The sequence below is a fragment of the Streptomyces hydrogenans genome (assembly GCF_014656075.1).
In the GTDB taxonomy this organism is placed as follows: domain Bacteria; phylum Actinomycetota; class Actinomycetes; order Streptomycetales; family Streptomycetaceae; genus Streptomyces; species Streptomyces hydrogenans.
The window spans coordinates 1-17672 of sequence record NZ_BNBS01000148.1 but is presented as its reverse complement, the minus strand read 5'-3'; the positions used below and the strand labels follow the sequence as shown (position 1 = coordinate 17672).

Sequence of the window (17672 nt, the reverse complement as noted above, 5' to 3'; positions counted from 1 at the left end):
CGGTGGTGGCGAACTTCTGCATGATGACTGCTCCTGCTGGTGTGCGTTCCGTCGGCGTTTCCGACATGAGAAAAGCTACGTTGCTTTCCAAGGTTCGGCAACGACTTCGTTGCACTGGAATGGCATCTGTGCAGATCAGGGCAGGAATTTCATTGCAATGAATCCAGAATTGATGCAACGGCATATGTGCTGACGTTGCAATGGTGGAACGGTGAACGCTATGCTGGCCCCCTCGCGCACGGATACGGCGCACGGACGAAGGGAATCCGCGATGCCGGGAGGCAGGCTCACCCAGCAGGAACGGCAGCAGATCGCGCTGGGGCTGGCCGACGGGCTCGCCTACGCGGAGATCGCCCGGCGCCTCGAACGCCCCACCTCCACCGTCACGCGCGAGGTGATGCGCAACGGCGGCCCCACGGCCTACCGCCCCGACCTGGCCCACCGCGCCACCGAGAGCCGCGCCCGCCGCCGCAGGCCCGGCGGCGACACCGCGCCGGCCGCGCGGGCCGACGGGCGCGACGCGGCGGCCGTGCGCGACTACGAGGAGGCGTTCGCCACCGTCTTCATGCAGGGCGGTCTGCCCCGGATGACGGCCCGTGTCCTCGCCGCCCTCTACGCCACCGACGCGGGCAGCCTCACCGCGGGCGAGCTCGGCGAGCGGCTCCAGGTCAGCGCGGGCTCCATCTCCAAGGCCATCGCCTTCCTGGAGAGCCAGAGCCTCATCCGCCGCGAGCGCGACGACCGGCGCCGCGAGCGGTACATCGTCGACGACGAGCTCTGGTACCAGTCGATGATCGCCGCCGCCAAGGCCAACGAGCAGATGGTCGAGATCGCCCGCCAGGGCGTCGCCGTCCTCGGCCCCGGCACCCCCGCCGCCGCCCGCCTGGAGAACGTCGCCCGCTTCATGGACTTCGTCAGCGAGGGGATCGTGCGCGCCGCCGAACAGGCCAGGGAGATCCTGCTGTCGAAGCCCGCGGAGCCGGAGGCCGTACCGGACGGCGACTGACCCCCCTGTCCGAACCCCCATCCCGACCCGTATCTGACCTTCCGTCAGAATGGAACGTGTTCTACTCTGCGCGCCATGGGTATCGCCATCACGCACGAACAGCGGGATCTCGCCCGGTCCGTCCGCGCCTGGCTCACCCGCGCCGCACCCCCCGAGGAACTCCGGCGGTGGCTCGACGCGCCCGAGCCGCCCGCCGGCCGGCCCGGACACTGGGACGGCGCCGCCGCGCAGGGCCTCCTCGGGATCCACGTGCCCGAGGAACACGGCGGCGGGGGCGGCGGCCTCGACGACCTCGCCGTGGTCGTCGAGGAGACCGCCCGGGCCCTCCTCCCCGGCCCCTACCTCCCCTCCGTCCTCGCCGCCGAACTCCTCCACCGCGCGGGCCCGGCGACCCACGGCACGCTCCTCGCCGACCTCGCCGAAGGCCGCAGGATCGGCGCCGTCGCCCTCGGCGGCACCGGCACCCTCACCGCCGTGCGCACCGACGACGGCTACCTCCTCGACGGCACCGCGCCGCCCGTCCTCGGCGCCGCCCAGGCCGACCTGCTCCTCCTCCAGGCCGCCACCGCCGACGGCACCGTCTGGCTCGCCGTCGACGCGCACGGCACCGAGGGCCCCGGCCCCGCCGTCCGCGCCCACGCCTCCGCCGACCCCACCCGGCCCACCGCCGAGGTCACCGCCGCCGCCCTCCCCGTGTCCGCCGGCCGCGCCCTCGCCCTCGACACCGGCCTCGTCCACGACCTCGCCGCCGTCCTCTTCGCCGCCGACGCCTGCGGCACCGCCGCCCGCGCCGTCGAGACCGCCGCCGAACACGCCCGCACCCGCGAGCAGTTCGGCCGGCCCATCGGACAGTTCCAGGGCGTCAAACACCTCTGCGCCGACATGCTCGTCCGGCTCGAACAGGCCCGCGCCCTCACCTGGGACGCCGCCCGCGCCACCCACGACCCCGCCCGGCCCCTCGTCGCCGCCCTCGCCGCCGCCACCGCCCTCGACGCCGCCCACACCGCCGCCAAGGACTGCATCCAGATCCTCGGCGGCATCGGCTTCACCTGGGAACACGACGCCCACCTCCTGCTCCGCCGCGCCCTCGTCGCCCGCCAACTCCTGGGCACCGGCGACCGCTTCCGGCTCGACGCCCTCCGGCACGCCGCCACCGGCCTGCGCCGCGCGCTGCGCCTCGACCTGCCGCCCGCCGCCGAGCCCTACCGCGCCGCCGCCCGCGAGGCCGTCGCCCTCGCCGTCGGACTCGCCCTCGCCGCCGCCCTCCGCGCCCTCGCCCCCACCGGCTACGCCGCCCCGCACCTCCCGGAGCCGTACGGCCTCGGCGCCGGACCGCTCCAGCAACTCGCCGTCCAGCGCGAACTCGACGACGCCGGGATCACCGTCGCCGGACTCGGCATCGCCACCTGGGTCGTCCCCTCGCTCCTCGCCCACGGCAGCCCCGCCCAGCAGGAACAGCACCTCGGGCCCACCCTCCGGGGCGAGCGCCGCTGGTGCCAGCTCTTCTCCGAGCCCGGCGCCGGCTCCGACCTCGCGTCCCTGCGCACCCGCGCCGAACGCGCCGAGGACGGCAGCTGGCGGATCACCGGCCAGAAGGTGTGGACGAGCGCAGCCCAGTGGGCCGACCACGGCATCCTGCTCGCCCGCACCGACCCCGCGGCCCCCAAGCACCAGGGCCTCACGTACTTCCTCGTCGACATGCGCAACACCCCCGGCATCGACATCCGGCCCCTCAAGGAGATCACCGGGGACTCCCTCTTCAACGAGGTCTGGTTCGACGACGCCGTCCTCCCCGCCGACGCCGTCGTCGGCGAGGTGAACGACGGCTGGCGGGTCGCCCGCAACACCCTCGGCAACGAACGCGTCCACATGGCCGACCAGGTCGTCTTCGACACCGGCCTCGAAGCGCTCATCAAGGCGTCCGCCGAGGCCGACGGCTCCGTCCGCGCCCGCACCGGCGCCCTGCTCGCCGAGGCCCACGCCCTCGCCTGCATCGGCCTGCGCACCACCCTCCTCCAGGTGTCCGGCCTCGAACCCGGCGCGGGCGCCAGCGTCCGCAAGCTCGTCCAGACGCTCCACCAGCAGAAGACCGCCGAACTCGCCCTCGAACTCCTCGGCCCCGCCGGCGCGGTCCGCGAGGGAGCCGGCACGGCGGCCGTCCACGGGGTGCTCATGTCCCGCTGCCTCACCATCGCCGGCGGCACCACACAGGTACAGCTCAACGTCGTCGCCGAGCGGCTGCTCGGCCTCCCCAGGGACTGAGAGGGCACGCCATGAAGTCGTACATCGTCGGCGTCGGCATGACGAAGTTCGAGAAGCCCGAGACCCGCGACTGGCAGTACTGGGACATGGCCCGCGAGGCCGGCACCGCCGCCCTCGCCGACGCCGGGATCCCGTACCGGAAGGTCGAGCAGGCCGCCGTCGGCTACTGCTTCCAGGCGTCCACCGCCGGCCAGCGGGCCGTCTACGAACTCGGCCTCACCGGCCTGCCCGTCTACAACCTCAACAACAACTGCGCCACCGGCTCCACCGCCCTCATGACCGCCCGCCAGTTCGTCGAGGGCGGCATCGCCGACTGCGTCCTCGCCCTCGGCTTCGAGAAGATGAGCAAGGGCGCCCTCGGCGGCGGATCCGGCGCCGGGGACTTCAAGACCTCGCCCGTCGCCCGCCACTACGGCATCATGGCCGCCCGCCACGGCTTCGAGGCCTCCCCGCCCACCGCCCAGATCTTCGGCAACGCCGCCCGCGAGCACATGGAGCGGTACGGCACCACCGAGGCACAGCTCGCCGCCGTCGCCGCCAAGAACCACCTCCACTCCTCCCGCAACCCCAACGCCCAGTTCCAGGACGTCTACACGGTCGACGAGATCCTCGCCGCCAGGACCGTCCACCACCCCCTCACCAAGCTCCAGTGCTCACCCACCTCCGACGGCGCCGCCGCCGCCCTCGTCGTCTCCGAACGCTTCGTCGCCGAGCACGGCCTGGAGGGACGGGCCGTCGAGATCGCCGCCCAGGCCATGACCACCGACACCGGCGAGTCCTTCGCCTCCGGCTCCTGCGTCGACGCCGTCGGCCGCCCCATGTCGAGGGAGGCCGCCCGCAAGGTCTACGAGAGCTCCGGCCTCGGCATCGAGGACGTCGACGTCATCGAGCTGCACGACTGCTTCTCCGTCAACGAACTCCTCACCTACGAGGCCCTCGGCATGTGCGAGGAGGGCGCCTCCGGCAAGCTCGTCGAGTCCGGTGCCACCACCTACGGCGGCCGGTGGGTCGTCAACCCCTCCGGCGGGCTCATCTCCAAGGGCCACCCCCTCGGCGCCACCGGCCTCGCCCAGGCCGCCGAACTGGTCTGGCAGCTCCGCGGCGAGGCCGCCGGCCGGCAGGTCACCGGTGCCCGCGTCGGCCTCGCCCACAACATCGGCCTCGGCGGCGCGGCCGTCGTCACCCTCCTGCGCAGGTCGCAGGAGCCCGGCCGCGAGGCGTAGGACTCTTTCCTCATGTACGGGGCGGAGCCGGTCTGCGACCATGACAGCCATGCCGCAGACCGACTCCGCCACCGGATCCACCTCGACCCGCCCCTCCATACCCGCGCCCCGCCCCTGGCTCGTCGTCCTCGTCGCCTGCGCCGGGCAGTTCCTCGTCGTCCTCGACGTGTCGGTCATGAACGTGGCCCTGCCGTCCATGAAGGCCGACCTCGGCCTCGGCACCCTCGGCCTCCAGTGGGTGCTCAACGCCTACTCGATCGCCTTCGCCGGCTTCATGCTGCTCGGCGGCAGGGCGGCCGACCTGTACGGGCGCAAGACCATGTTCCTGGCGGGCCTCGGGCTCTTCACCGCCGCCTCGGTCGTCGGCGGCATCGCCCCCGAGGGCGCCTACCTCATCGGCGCCCGGGCCGCGCAGGGCCTCGGCGCGGCGGCCCTCTCCCCGGCCACCCTCACCCTCGTCACCTCCGCCGTCCCCGCCGGCGCCGCCCGCACCCGGGCCATCGCCACCTGGACGGCCGTCGGCGCGGCCGGCGGCGAGGCGGGCGGCTTCGGCGGCGGCCTCCTCGTCGACCTGCTGAACTGGCGCTGGGTCCTCCTCGTCAACGTCCCCCTCGGCATCGCCCTCCTCGCCGCCGCCGCGTTCGGCCTCCGCGAGGGCCGCGCCACCACCGGCCGCCGCCTCGACCTGCCCGGCGCCGTCCTCGTCACCGCGGGCCTCGCCACCCTCGCGTACGGCATCGTGCAGACCGAGATGTCCGGCTGGACCTCCGCCGCGACCCTCCTGCCGCTCCTCGGCGGCCTCGCGCTCCTCGCCGTCTTCACCGTCGTCGAGAAGCGCGCGAAGGAACCCCTCGTCCCGCTCGGCATCTTCCGCAACCGGGCCGTCTCCGCCGCCAACGCCGGGATCATGCTGTGCGGCTCCAGCTCCTTCGCCATGTGGTTCTTCATGACGGTCTACGCCCAGAACGTCCTCGGCTACACCCCGCTCCAGGCCGGACTCGCGCTCGTCCCCAGCTCGCTCGCCGTCCTCGTCGGCTCCAAGACCGCGCCCCGCCTGATGGCCGTCACCGGCGCCCGCGCCCTCGCCGTCACCGGCATCCTCGTCGCCGCCGCGGGCTTCGCCTGGCAGTCCACGATGACCGCCGACGGGACCTTCCTCACCACGATCCTCGGCCCCGGCATCCTCATGATGGGCGGCATCGGCCTCGCCACCACCCCGCTGGCCACCCTCGCCACCTCCGGAGCCGCCCCCGGCGACGCGGGCCTCGTCTCCGGCCTCGTCAACACCTCCCGCACCATGGGCGGCGCCCTCGGCCTCGCCACCCTGACGACGGTGGCGGCCTCCGCCACCCCCTCGTTCGTCTCCCTCGGCGAACCGGACCCCTCGTACCTGGTCCCCGGCTACGCCATGGCCTTCCGCGTCTCCACCGGAGTCCTCCTCTTCGCGGCCGTCCTGATGACCCTCTGGCTGCCGCGCCCGGCTCGCAAGGGTTAGAGCCAGCCCTGCTGCCGGGCGGCGCGGGCCGCCTCCAGCCGGTTGCGGGTGCCGGTCTTCCCGATCGCCGACGACAGGTAGTTCCGTACCGTCGACTCCGACAGGCGCAGCCGGCCCGCGATGTCGGCGATCGTCGCGCCGTCCACCGCCGCCGACAGGGCCTCGCGCTCACGGGCCGTCAGCGGGTTCGGGCCCGCGCCGAGCGCGGCGGCGGCGAGCGCCGGATCGATCACGGTCTCGCCGCGCAGCACCGTCCGGACCGCCTCCGCCAGCTCCTCCACCGGCCCGTCCTTCACCAGGAACCCGGCCGCCCCCGCCTCCATCGCCCGCCGCAGGTACCCCGGCCGCCCGAAGGTCGTCAGGATCAGCACCCGGCAGTCCGGCACCTCGTCCCGCAGCTCCGCCGCCGCGTCGAGCCCCGACCGGCCCGGCAGCTCGATGTCGAGCAGCGCCACGTCCGGCCGCGCCACCAGCGCCCGCTCCACGATCTCGTCGCCCCGCCCGACCTGGGCGACGACCTCGATGTCCGGCTCCATGCCCAGCAGCAGCGCGAGCGCCCCGCGCATCATCCCCTGGTCCTCGGCGAGCAGCACCCGGATGGACTTGACCGGCCGGTGGTCCCGCGGCATCTCGTTCACACCCGAAAGCGTAGGCCGGACGGCCCGCGCGCGCGGGGCGGACGTCACCGGACGCCCGGAGCGTCCGCCCCGCGCGCCGCCGGCAGCTCCGCCGTCAGGCGGAAGCCGCCGCCCGGGGGCCGGGCCGTCGTGAGGGTGCCGCCCGCCGCCGCGAGCCGTTCGGCCAGGCCGCGCAGGCCGCTGCCGGAGGGGCCCGACGCGGCGCCCCGGCCGTTGTCGGTGACGGTCAGGCGGACCCGCTCCGGGGCGCTCGCCACGACGATCTCGCAGCGCGTGGCCGCCGCGTGCCGGACCACGTTCGTCGCCGCCTCCCGCACCACCCAGCCGAGCAGCGCCTCCGCCGCCGGCTCCAGCGGCGGACCCGAGCGGCGCACCACCGGTTCCACGTCCGCCGAGGCGAGCGCGTCGCGCGCCCGGTCCAGCTCGGTGCCCAGACTGCCCTCGCGGTAGCCGGTCACCGCCTCCCGGATCTCGGTGAGCGCCTGCCGGCCCACCGCCTCGATGTCCGTGATCTGCCCGAGCGCCCCGTCCAGGTCGTGCGGCGCGAGCCGCCTGGCCGCCTCCGACTTCACCACGATCACCGACAGGGTGTGGCCGAGCAGGTCGTGCAGGTCGCGTGAGAAGCGCAGCCGCTCCTTCTCCACCGCCGCCCGCGCCAGCTCCTCGCGGGTCGCCCGCAGCTCCCGCACCGTGTCGTTCAGCGCGAGGATCGCCGTCGTCACCATGATCGAGACGAAGGTGCCGTACACGATCCCCGCCGAGTCCCAGCCGTCCCGCCAGAAGGTGACGCCCCCGACCGCCGCGACCAGCGGCAGGGCGAGGAACCGCAGCCGCCGCCTGCCCCGGGTCACCGCGCCCACCGCCAGGCCGAGGAGCGGGAAGAGCAGCAGCCACTCCCGGCCGTAGCCGACCGCCAGGGCGAAGGTGACCGCGGCGAGCGCGCCGAGCAGCGCCCAGGTGACCGGGGTGTCGCGGTGCGAGGGGGCGAGGGCGCGGAAGACGACCGCGATGTAGAGGGTGTTGAAGACCAGCAGGCCGAGCGCGCCCAGCCACGGGTTGGCCGCCTCGCCGCTGATCAGGTGGGAGAGCGCGCCGAGGCACATGAACGTCCACGGCAGCAGGCTCAGGCCGTTCGGCCCCCGTTCCTCCCCGGGGCCGCACTCCCGGCGCCGTCCGAACCTCATCCCGACCGCCCCCCGTTGTCAGATCGTCCGTGCGGAACGACGGTACGAGACCGCCGCGTACGTTCCGAAGAGGGCCGCCCAGCCGGCGAGCAGCACCATGGCCGTCGTGCCCGGCACCCGTCCCTCGGCGAGTGCCCGGGCCGCCTCGGCGAAGCGGTACGTCGGGGTCCAGGAGGCGACGGAGGCCAGCCAGTCCGGGAAGAGCTCCACCGGGAACCACAGGCCGCCGACGACGGCGAGCCCGAGGTTGCACGCCACGTTCACCGCGCCGGTCGCCTGCGGCGTGAGCCGGTAGCCGTTGCCCAGGCCGAGCAGGGTGAAGGGCAGCGAGCCCAGCCACAGCGCGAGCGCCACCGCCACCCACTGGAGCACCGGCATCCGCACGCCGTTGACCAGGCCGCCGGCCAGCAGCACCGCCCCGATCGACGGCAGCACCACCACCGCGCCGGTCAGGGCCCGCCCGGTGACCACCCGGCGCGGGGTCATCGGGGTGATCCGCAGCTGCCGCAGCCAGCCGTTGGACTTGTCCTCGGCGACGCCGCCGCCGAGCGAGAGGGCGGCGCCGAGCGCGCCGTACGCGGCCATGCCCACCATGGCGGCCGTCCGGTAGGCGGGGTCGTTCTGCCCGCCGAGGTTGGTGAAGAGCAGGTACATCATCACGGGGACGCCGAGGGTGGAGATGACGAACCCCTGGTCGCGCAGGGTGCGGCGGATCTCCAGGCGGGCGTACGCGGTCGTGGTGGAGAGTGCGGTGCTCATCGGATCGGCTCCCGGTTCGGTGCGGTGGCGCGCGCGGCGTCCTGCGTGGTGCCCTGCCCGGTGTCCCGCGCCCGGCGGTCGTCGCGGCCCCGGGTGAGGGCGAGGAAGGCGTCGTTCAGGGTGAGCGGGGCGACCTCCAGGCCCCGGATCGCGTCCCGCGCGGCCAGCGCCCGTACGGTCGCGTCGGAGTCGTCGGTGCGGAGCCGGGCGCGGTCGCCGCGGACCTCCACCTCGGTCACCCCGGGCAGTCCGGCCAGGAAGGCCGCCGGGGCGCCGTCCAGGTCGACGGCGACGAGCGCCCCGCCGGCCGACCGCTTCAGCTCCTCGGCCGTGCCGTCGGCGACGATCCGGCCGGCGTCGACGACGACGATCCGGTCGGCGAAGGAGTCGGCCTCCTCCAGATAGTGGGTGGAGAACAGGACCGTGTTGCCCCGCCGGGCGTAGCCCCGCATCGCCGCCCAGAACTCGCCGCGCGCCTCGACGTCGAGGGCGGAGGTCGGCTCGTCCAGGACGATCAGCTCCGGATGGCCGGCCAGCGCGACGGCGAACCGGACCCGCTGGGCCTGGCCGCCGGAGAGGCGGTCCACCCGGCGGTCGGCGAGGGCGGTGAGCCCGGCGAGGGAGAGGGCGTCGGCGACCGGCATCGGCGCCGGGTAGGTGGAGGCGACGAAGCCGACCAGCTCGCGGACGGTGACGCGGGGGACCGGCCGGCCCTCCTGGAGCATCGCCCCGACCCGGCCCGCGGCGACGGCCCGGTCCGGCTCCCCGCCGAAGAGCGCGACCCGGCCGCTGTCGGGGGTGTCGAGGCCGAGGAGCAGGTTGATCGCGGTCGACTTCCCCGCGCCGTTGCGCCCCAGCAGGGCCACCGTCTCGCCGCGGCGGACCGTGAGGTCCAGGCCGTCGGCCGCGCGGACCGGGCCGTACGTCTTGGTGACCGTCGCGAGGACGGCCGCGGGTTCCTTCGTCATGCTCCGAAGGTACGGAGCGCGGGGCCCGCCCCGGCAGGCCGCGGCGTACCGATCCGACGGTGACAAATGTCCTGGGTGGCAGCGCACTTCCACTGAACTGACGTACCGTCAGCAGTGTGGCGTACGAGGGTTCCCAACGCCCCGCCCCTCCGCTATACATGGGGGACACCGAACTGGAACGCGTTCTATATCGGCGCGTACGGAACGGTTCCCGCACGGCCTCGGCGTGACCGACGGTGCGGACGGTCGCGCCGAGGTCTTCCACTCCAAGGACCTCCAAGGAGCAGCAAGTCGATGCCCATTGACCCCGCCAAGGCCCTCGCCGCCGAACCCCGCAGCGCCGAGATCGCCTGGGACCACAAGGACGTCCAGCTCTACCACCTCGGACTCGGCGCGGGCACCCCCGCCACCGACCCGGCCGAGCTGCGCTACACCCTCGAATCCCGGCTCCACGTGCTGCCCAGCTTCGCCACCGTCGCCGGCGCCGGCATGGGGGTCGTCGGCGGACTGTCCGCCCCCGGCATCGACATCGACCTCGCCGCCGTCCTCCACGGCGGCCAGTCGGTCACCCTCCACCGCCCGCTGCCCACCGGCGGCCGCGCCGTCTCCACCTCCCGCGTCGCCGCCGTCTACGACAAGGGCAAGGCCGCGATCCTCGTGCTCCGCTCCGAGGCCGCCGACGACGAGGGCCCGCTGTGGACCTCCGACGCCCAGATCTTCGTCCGCGGCGAGGGCGGCTGGGGCGGCGACCGCGGCCCCTCCGAGCGCCTGGAACTCCCCGGCCGCGAGCCCGACAAGACCGTCGAGCGCCCGATCCGCGAGGAACAGGCCCTGCTCTACCGCCTCTCCGGCGACTGGAACCCGCTCCACGCCGACCCCGAGTTCGCCGCGCTGGCCGGCTTCGACCGCCCGATCCTGCACGGCCTCTGCTCGTACGGCATGACCCTCAAGGCGGTGGTGGACACGGTGCTCGGCGGCGACGTCACCCGGGTCCGCGCCTACCGCACCCGCTTCGCCGGGATCGTCTTCCCCGGCGAGACCCTGCGCATCCGGATGTGGGCCGGGGACGGCCGCGTCCAGGTCGCGGTGACGGCCGTGGAGCGCGACGACGCCCCGGTCCTCGCCGACACCGTCGTCGAACACTCGTAGACCGCCCCGTCCCGGAGGGAGCCGCACCATGCGCGCAGCCGTACTGCACGAGATCGGCCAGGACAAACTGGAAGTCCTCGACGACGTCGAGGCGGTGGGCTTCGGCCCGGGCAGGGTGCGGATCCGGGTACGGGCCACCGGCCTGTGCCACTCGGACGTCTCCGCCATGAGCGGCGTCCTGCCGCAGCCCGCGCCCTTCATCCCCGGCCACGAGGGCGCCGGCGAGATCCTCGACGTCGGCGACGGAGTCACCGGACTGACCCCCGGGCAGCGGGTCCTGCTCTGCTGGCTGCCCGCCTGCGGCAGCTGCGCCGCCTGCAGGCGCGGCCAGACCCAGCTCTGTCTCGCCGGCTTCATGAACGCCGGCACCCCCAACTTCAAACGCCCCGGCGGCGACGTCTTCGGCTTCGCCGGCACCGGCACCTTCACCGAGGAGGTCGTCGTCGACGCCGGCTGCGCCGTCCCCATCCCGGACGACGTGCCCTTCGACATCGCCGCCCTCATCGGCTGCGGCGTGACCACCGGCCTTGGCGCCGCCATCAACACCGCCAAGGTCGAGGCGGGTTCCTCGGTCGCCGTCATCGGCTGCGGCGGCGTCGGCATCTCCGCCATCCAGGGCGCCCGGCTCCAGGGCGCCGCCCAGATCGTCGCCGTCGACCCCGTCGAGTCCCGCCGCGAGGCCGCCCTCCGCTTCGGCGCCACCGAGGCCGTCGCCCCCGAGGCCCTGGCCGACGCCAAGCAGCGGATCACCGCCGGCGAGGGCTTCGACTACGTCTTCGAGGTCGTCGGCAAGTCCGCCACCGCGCGCACCGCCTACGAGACCACCCGCCGCGGCGGCACCCTCTGCGTCGTCGGCGCCGGCGCCATGGACGACAACCTCCAGCTCAACATGTTCGAGCTGTTCTTCGACGAGAAGCGGATCCTGCCCTCCATGTACGGCGGCGGGGACGTCCTGCGGTCGTACGAGCGGGCCATCGCGCTCTGGCGGGCCGGCCGCATCGACCTGGAGTCGCTCATCACCCACCGGGTCCCGCTGGCGAACATCAACGAGGCCCTGGAGCAGATGCGGACCGGCGCCTCCCTGCGTACCTGCATCGAGATCTGAGAGGACCCCGTCATGTCACTGCCTCTTGAGGGGCTCAGCGCGATCGTCACCGGCGCCGGGCGCGGGCTCGGCCGCGCCGAGGCGCTCGAACTGGCCCGGCTCGGCGCCGCCGTCGTCGTCAACGACTACGGGCAGCCGGGCCGGGACGGCTCCGGGGAGGCGTCGGCCACCCCCGCCGAGGAGGTGGCCGCCGAGATCACCGCGGCCGGCGGCCGGGCGGTCGCCCACCTCGGCGACGTCTCCGACTTCGAGACCGCGCGCGGCCTGGTCGACCTGGCCGTCGCCGAGTTCGGCAAGCTCGACATCCTGGTCAACAACGCGGGCATCCTGCGCGACCGGATGGTCTTCTCGATGAGCGAGGACGAGTGGGACTCGGTCGTCCGCGTCCACCTCAAGGGCCACTTCAACACCACCCACTTCGCGGCCGTGCACTGGCGCGGACGGTCCAAGGCGGGGGAGAGCGGCGTCTACGGCCGGATCGTCAACACCTCCTCCGAGGCGTTCCTGGCCGGCTCCGCCGGACAGCCCAACTACGCCGCCGCCAAGGGCGGGATCGTCGGCCTGACCACCTCGTCGGCGCTCGCCCTCGCCCGCTACGGCGTGACCGCCAACGCCATCTGCCCGCGCGCCCGCACCCGCATGACGGAGGACGTCTTCGCCGGCTTCGCCGAACCGGCCGCCGAGGACGAGCTCGACCCGCTGTCGCCCGAGCACGTGGCGCCGCTCGTCGGCTACCTCGCCTCCCCGGCCGCCGCCGGAATCAACGGGCAGCTGCTCGTGGTCCACGGCGGGATGGTCGCCGTCGTCGAACGGCCCCGGGTGGCGGCCAAGTTCGACACCGCCAAGGAAGTCTTCGGCTTCGAGGAACTGGACGGGCTGCTCACCCCGTACTTCGCCGAGCGCCCGCCGGGCGAGACCTTCGCGGCCTCCGAGGTGCTGGGCCTGAAGAAGGGCTGAGCCGCCGGCCGCAGGGGTGGTGGGGAGGGCGAAGGGCCCCGGGGGATCGCTCCCTCGGGGCCCTTCGCCCCGCGCGCGCGGCGCCGACCGCGGCGCCGACCGGTCTCGCCGCCGCCCGCCCCGCGCGGGTGGTGCCGGTCGGTCTAGCCGTCGCCCTCGCGCCGGTGCCGGCCGTGCGGGGCGGTGGAGGACTCCTCCACCGGCGCGGCCGAACCCCGGTGCCGTCCGGCCCCCGGGTCCCGCGCCTCCCGCTGCTGCGACTCCTGCGCCGCCTCCGTGCTGTCGTCCGTCATGGTCGTACTCACCCCGTTGACTTGCTCGTGCTGTGCTGTGGTGCGGCGGTGAGTCTAACCAGCGGGTTTACGGTCCGTCAGGGGCGCCTGCTGGAGCGGCACCGGCCGGCAGGCGCGCGGCGGCGCGTCCCCGGCGACGGCCTCCCCCTCGGGCCCCGGCACCGGTCCCGGCTCCGGCTGCGGCTCGGGCTCCTCCGGCACCGTGAGGCCGGCCAGCGCGCAGGGCAGCTCCCGAGTCGAACACGGCAGCCGCAGGAGGCCCTCCGGCGACCACGCCCCGGCCCCGGCCACCCACCCGGGCGGCGCCGCCACCTGGTGCATCCGCCGCCCCGAGGGCCGCCACAGCCCCACCCAGCTGCCGGCCGCCGCGTCGATCCGCAGCGCCACCCCGCAGCTCTCCGGCATCAGCACCTGCCCCGGCTGGACCGCGAAGGGCGTCACCGCCGCGTCGTCCAGCCGCAGGCAGTCCGGGAACCGCACCGGCAGCAGACTCCCCAGCACCCCCCAGCCGAGCCGCTCGTGCCCCGGCGACGGCGCGTCCGAACGGATCAGCAGCAGCCCGCTGTCCGGGTCCGCCAGCAGCAGCCGGTCGTCGCTCGTCTCGGTGATCTGGAGCAGCGGCGACACCTCGCCGCCCCGCTCCAGGTCGACCGCGACCGTCTTCACCGGACCGTCGCCGAGCCGCCGGTCCAGGGCCAGCATCCGGCCCGTCCGGTCCAGCCAGACGCCGCCCGCGCAGTGGCCGGGGAGCTCCGCGACCCGCTCCGGGCCGAAGGCGCCGCCCGCCACCAGCCAGAGCGTGGTGGACTCCGGGCCCGCGTGGCGCGCGTACGCGCAGATGCCGTCCGGGGACGGCGGCAGCAGCTCCACGGGACCGGGGCCGGGGGCCTCCACCGAGCCGAGCCGCAGCTCGCCCGTGCCGGGACCCGTCGGGTAGAGCAGCGAGAAGGTGTGGCGCCGCCCGTCCACCCGGCGACACACCAGGACCCGGCCGTCGGCGAGCGGCAGCAGCTGCGCGTCCGCCTCCTCCGGCTGGTCCAGGGGGAGCGGGACGGCGTACGGCTCCGGGCCGTCGAGGGTCCAGCGCTCCGCGTACAGGGCGTCCCCGGAACCCGCGAGCCTCGCCGCGTACGCGCCGTTCGCCGTGATCGCGAAGCCCGCCGGGGGACGGACGGGCGTCCCCTCGCGGTCGTCGTCCTCGGCCGTGGTCTCGATGGCACACGCTGTCATCGACTCGTCACCTCCGGCCACGAAGCTAGTTTTCGCACTTCCAGCCGAACAACACGACCCCGCTCACTTCACACATAAGGGTGGCGGTGGGTCGGTTCGATTGAGCGGAGGGGGCCGGTTGTGCTGACGGGGCCAGGGGTACGTAAGGTAAGGCGAACCTAAGCGGACCCTGTGGCTCCGCCGTGGAACCCCGTACCGCCGTCCCACCTCGACGTCCGCCATCGAAGAGGAGCCCTCCCGATGTCCTTCCGCCGCCGCGGCACCGCCGCCGCCGTCGCCCTCGCCGCCGCGCTCTCCCTCGCGGCCTGCGGAGGCGGCGACTCGTCCGACGCCTCCACGAAGGAGGACACGGCGAAGAAGAAGGACGTCGCCACCGGCGGCAAGGACTTCGGCGACGCCGCCGCCAAGACCGCCGCCCTGGGCACCGACGCCGCGCCCGGCCAGTTCCCCCGCACCCTCACCCACGCCATGGGCAAGAGCGAGCTCAAGGCCGCCCCGAAGCGGGTCGTCGTCCTCGACGTCGGCGAGCTCGACAACGTCGTCTCCCTCGGCGTCCAGCCCGTCGGCTACGCCCCCTCCGAGGGCGACGACGGCATCCCCGGCTACCTCGCGAAGGACGCCGGCGCCCCCAAGTCCGTCGGCACCATCAACAACCTCAACCTGGAGGCCATCGCCAACCTCCAGCCCGACCTCATCCTCGGCAGCCAGCTGCGCGCCGCCGACAAGTACGACGAGCTGTCGAAGATCGCCCCGACCGTCTTCTCCATCCGCCCGGGCTTCACCTGGAAGGAGAACTACCTCCTCAACGCCGCCGCGCTCGACAAGACCGCCGAGGCGAAGGAGAAGCTCGCCGCCTACGAGGCCAAGGCGAAGAAGCTGGGCGAGGACGTCGGCCCGAACAAGCCGGTCGTCTCGATGGTCCGCTACCTCCCGGGCAAGATCCGCCTCTACGCGAAGGCGTCGTTCATCGGCACCATCCTGGAGGACGCCGGTCTGCCCCGCCCGAAGAACCAGCAGATCGACGAGCTGGCCGCCGAGATCAGCCCCGAGAAGATCGACCAGGCCGACGGCGACTGGATCTTCACCGGCGTCTACGGCGACGCCAAGGCGACCAAGAAGGACGCCGCCCAGGGCAACCCGCTCTGGAAGAACCTCAAGGCCGTCAAGGCCGGCCGGGCCAAGGACGTCCCGGACGAGACCTGGTACCTCGGCCTCGGCGTCACCGCGGCGAACAGCGTCCTCGACGACCTGCGCGCCGACCTGGTGAAGTAGGCGCGCGGAACCACGGCCGGCGGACTTGTCCACAGGCCAGGACGGCGGGGCACGGAGGACAGGTAGCCTTTCCTCCGTGCCCCGTCTGTCTGAAGTCATCGCCGAGCTCGACGCCCTCTGGCCGCCCGAGCGGGCCGAGTCGTGGGACGCCGTCGGCACCGTCTGCGGCGACCCCGACGCGGAGATCCGCCGCGTCCTCTTCGCCGTCGACCCCGTGCGGGAGATCGCGGACGAGGCCGTCGCCCTCGGCGCCGACCTGATCGTCACCCACCACCCCCTCTACCTGCGGGGGACGACGACGGTCGCGGCCGGCCACTTCAAGGGCCGCGTCGTGCACACGCTGATCAAGCACGACATCGCCCTGCACGTCGCCCACACCAACGCGGACACCGCCGACCCCGGCGTCTCCGACGCCCTGGCGGGCGCCCTCGACCTGCGCGTCACCGGACCGCTCGTCCCCGAGAACAACCTCGGCCGGATCTGCGAGCTGGACCACCCCGAGACCCTCGCCGCCTTCGCCGCCCGCGCCGCGAAGCGGCTGCCCGCGACCGCGCAGGGCATCCGGGTCGCCGGCGACCCGGACATGACCGTCCGCCGCGTCGCCGTCAGCGGCGGCTCCGGCGACAGCCTCTTCGACGCCGTGCGCGCCGCCGGGGTGGACGCCTTCCTCACCGCGGACCTGCGCCACCACCCCGTCTCCGAGGCCACCCAGCGCTCCCCGCTGGGCCTCGTCGACGCCGCCCACTGGGCCACCGAGTGGCCCTGGTGCGAGCTGGCCGCCGCCCAGCTCGACACGCTCTCCGACCGTCACGGCTGGGACCTCCGCGTCCACGTCTCGAAGACGGTCACCGACCCCTGGTCCTCCCACCACACCTCTCCTGGAGCCCCCAACTGAACGCCGCGCCCGCCGACCAGATCCGCCTCCTCGACGTCCAGGCCCTGGACGTCCGCCTCCAGCAGCTCGCCCACAAGCGCAAGGCGCTGCCGGAGCACGCGGAGATCGAGGCGCTGACCAAGGACCTCACCCAGCTGCGCGACCTGCTCGTCGCCGCGCAGACCGAGGAGAGCGACTGCGCCCGCGAGCAGACCAAGGCCGAGCAGGACGTCGACCAGGTCCGCCAGCGCGCCGCCCGCGACCAGCAGCGGCTCGACTCCGGCGCCGTCTCCTCCCCGAAGGACCTGGAGAACCTCCAGCGCGAGATCACCTCGCTCGCCAAGCGCCAGGGAGACCTGGAGGAGATCGTCCTGGAGGTCATGGAGCGCCGCGAGTCCGCCCAGGAGCGCGTCACCGAGCTGACCGAGCGCACCGGGGCCGTCCAGGCCAAGGTCGACGACGCCACCGCCCGCCGGGACACCGCGCAGGCCGGCCTCGACGAGGAGTCCGCCACCGTCGTCAAGGAGCGCGAGGTCGTCGCCGGGACCGTCCCGGCGGACCTCCTCAAGCTGTACGACAAGCTCCGCGAGCAGCAGGGCGGCGTCGGCGCGGCCCGCCTCTACCAGCGCAAGTGCGAGGGCTGCCACATCGAGCTCAACATCACCGAGCTGAACGAGGTCCGGTCCGCCGCGAAGGACGCGGTCCTGCGCTGCGAGAACTGCCGCCGGATCCTGGTCCGGACGGCGGAGTCCGGCCTGTAATGCGCGAGCTCGTGGTCGAGGCGGACGGCGGCTCCCGGGGCAATCCCGGGCCCGCCGGCTACGGTGCCGTCGTCCTCGACCCGGCCACGGGCGAGACGCTCGCGGAGGCCGCCGAGTACATCGGCGTCGCGACGAACAACGTCGCCGAGTACAAGGGCCTCATCGCGGGCCTCCGCGCCGCCCTGGACCTGGCGCCCGACGCCACGGTCCGGGTCAGGATGGACTCCAAGCTCGTCGTGGAGCAGATGTCCGGGCGCTGGAAGATCAAGCACCCGGACATGAAGCCGCTGGCGGCGGAGGCGGCCCTCGCCTTCCCCCGGGACCGCGTCCGGTACGAGTGGATCCCCCGCGAGCGCAACAAGCACGCCGACCGCCTGGCCAACGAGGCGATGGACGCGGGCAAGCGCGGCGAGCAGTGGACCCCGCGCGACCTCTCCGCCGCCCGCGCGGCCGCCACCCCGCCCCCGTCCGTCCCGCCCGGCGACGCGGCGGCGGG

General features: G+C 74.2%; 18 protein-coding genes. 11 read left to right on the top strand and 7 right to left on the bottom strand.

Annotation, left to right across the window (positions count from 1 at the left end; all coding sequences use genetic code 11):
* Nucleotides 1–253 (bottom strand): hypothetical protein (locus tag IE321_RS42500; protein ID WP_229916705.1); only part of this gene is annotated, 253 nt, incomplete at its 3' end.
* 18 nt (nucleotides 254–271) lie between these two features.
* On the opposite strand from IE321_RS42500, the gene IE321_RS36355 reads away from it, so the two are divergent.
* The 4 genes from IE321_RS36355 (at nucleotide 272) to IE321_RS36340 (ending at nucleotide 5986) form a co-directional block, all read left to right on the top strand.
* A complete protein-coding gene (locus tag IE321_RS36355; protein WP_043230557.1) occupies nucleotides 272–1006 on the top strand; it encodes a GbsR/MarR family transcriptional regulator in 735 nt (244 codons plus the stop codon).
* Nucleotides 1007–1081: 75 nt separating this feature from the next.
* Nucleotides 1082–3268: an acyl-CoA dehydrogenase family protein gene (locus IE321_RS36350; RefSeq protein ID WP_190226054.1), complete on the top strand. Its 2187-nt coding sequence runs from the start codon at nucleotides 1082–1084 to the stop codon at nucleotides 3266–3268.
* An 11-nt stretch (nucleotides 3269–3279) separates the two neighbouring features.
* A complete protein-coding gene (locus tag IE321_RS36345; protein ID WP_043230563.1) occupies nucleotides 3280–4491 on the top strand; it encodes a lipid-transfer protein in 1212 nt (403 codons plus the stop codon).
* A gap of 40 nt (nucleotides 4492–4531) precedes the next feature.
* The gene (locus IE321_RS36340; RefSeq protein WP_190226053.1) at nucleotides 4532–5986 is read left to right on the top strand and encodes an MFS transporter; all 1455 of its coding nucleotides are present in this window, start codon (nucleotides 4532–4534) and stop codon (nucleotides 5984–5986) included.
* On the opposite strand, the gene IE321_RS36335 is transcribed toward IE321_RS36340, so the two are convergent.
* The 4 genes from IE321_RS36335 to IE321_RS36320 are packed head-to-tail and all read right to left on the bottom strand — an operon-like array spanning nucleotide 5983 to nucleotide 9535.
* Nucleotides 5983–6615 carry a response regulator transcription factor gene (locus IE321_RS36335; RefSeq protein WP_043230567.1) on the bottom strand — a complete coding sequence of 211 codons (633 nt, stop codon included), beginning with the start codon at nucleotides 6613–6615 and terminating at the stop codon, nucleotides 5983–5985. The two genes, IE321_RS36340 and IE321_RS36335, sit on opposite strands and share 4 nt — an antisense overlap.
* Before the next feature lie 53 nt (nucleotides 6616–6668).
* Nucleotides 6669–7808, bottom strand: a complete 1140-nt coding sequence (locus IE321_RS36330; protein ID WP_190226052.1) for a sensor histidine kinase — start codon at nucleotides 7806–7808, stop codon at nucleotides 6669–6671.
* Nucleotides 7809–7826: 18 nt separating this feature from the next.
* Nucleotides 7827–8567 (bottom strand): ABC transporter permease, encoded by a 741-nt coding sequence (locus tag IE321_RS36325; RefSeq protein ID WP_190226051.1) that lies wholly within the window; start codon nucleotides 8565–8567, stop codon nucleotides 7827–7829.
* Entirely contained in the window at nucleotides 8564–9535 is a 972-nt protein-coding gene (locus IE321_RS36320) for an ABC transporter ATP-binding protein (protein ID WP_190226050.1), read from the bottom strand. Before IE321_RS36320 ends, IE321_RS36325 begins: the two co-directional genes overlap by 4 nt.
* A 294-nt stretch (nucleotides 9536–9829) precedes the next feature.
* Between IE321_RS36320 and chsH3 the strand changes: the two genes are divergently transcribed.
* From chsH3 to IE321_RS36305, 3 genes are read left to right on the top strand one after another with little or no spacing between them, the layout of a single operon-like run.
* The gene (chsH3, locus tag IE321_RS36315) at nucleotides 9830–10684 is read left to right on the top strand and encodes an enoyl-CoA hydratase ChsH3 (RefSeq protein ID WP_190226049.1); all 855 of its coding nucleotides are present in this window, start codon (nucleotides 9830–9832) and stop codon (nucleotides 10682–10684) included.
* 28 nt (nucleotides 10685–10712) lie between these two features.
* Complete coding sequence (locus IE321_RS36310; RefSeq protein WP_043230577.1) at nucleotides 10713–11789, top strand: Zn-dependent alcohol dehydrogenase; 1077 nt, start codon at nucleotides 10713–10715, stop codon at nucleotides 11787–11789.
* A gap of 12 nt (nucleotides 11790–11801) precedes the next feature.
* Nucleotides 11802–12746 (top strand): 3-oxoacyl-ACP reductase, encoded by a 945-nt coding sequence (locus tag IE321_RS36305; RefSeq protein WP_190226048.1) that lies wholly within the window; start codon nucleotides 11802–11804, stop codon nucleotides 12744–12746.
* A gap of 143 nt (nucleotides 12747–12889) precedes the next feature.
* Here the strand turns inward: IE321_RS36305 and IE321_RS36300 are convergent, their stop codons facing one another.
* Both IE321_RS36300 and IE321_RS36295 read right to left on the bottom strand, forming a co-directional pair.
* Nucleotides 12890–13039 carry a hypothetical protein gene (locus IE321_RS36300; protein WP_190226047.1) on the bottom strand — a complete coding sequence of 50 codons (150 nt, stop codon included), beginning with the start codon at nucleotides 13037–13039 and terminating at the stop codon, nucleotides 12890–12892.
* Nucleotides 13040–13093: 54 nt separating this feature from the next.
* Nucleotides 13094–14269, bottom strand: a complete 1176-nt coding sequence (locus IE321_RS36295) for a hypothetical protein (protein WP_190226046.1) — start codon at nucleotides 14267–14269, stop codon at nucleotides 13094–13096.
* Between the two features lie 240 nt (nucleotides 14270–14509).
* On the opposite strand from IE321_RS36295, the gene IE321_RS36290 reads away from it, so the two are divergent.
* The 4 genes from IE321_RS36290 to IE321_RS36275 form a co-directional block, all read left to right on the top strand.
* On the top strand, nucleotides 14510–15541 hold the full coding sequence (locus IE321_RS36290; RefSeq protein ID WP_190226045.1) for an ABC transporter substrate-binding protein: 1032 nt from the start codon (nucleotides 14510–14512) through the stop codon (nucleotides 15539–15541).
* A 76-nt stretch (nucleotides 15542–15617) separates the two neighbouring features.
* Nucleotides 15618–16436, top strand: a complete 819-nt coding sequence (locus tag IE321_RS36285; protein ID WP_043230587.1) for a Nif3-like dinuclear metal center hexameric protein — start codon at nucleotides 15618–15620, stop codon at nucleotides 16434–16436.
* Nucleotides 16433–17176: a zinc ribbon domain-containing protein gene (locus IE321_RS36280; protein ID WP_190226055.1), complete on the top strand. Its 744-nt coding sequence runs from the start codon at nucleotides 16433–16435 to the stop codon at nucleotides 17174–17176. The genes IE321_RS36285 and IE321_RS36280 overlap by 4 nt, the downstream gene beginning before the upstream one ends.
* Nucleotides 17176–17672 (top strand): reverse transcriptase-like protein (locus tag IE321_RS36275; RefSeq protein WP_190226044.1); only part of this gene is annotated, 497 nt, incomplete at its 3' end. The genes IE321_RS36280 and IE321_RS36275, both read left to right, overlap by 1 nt.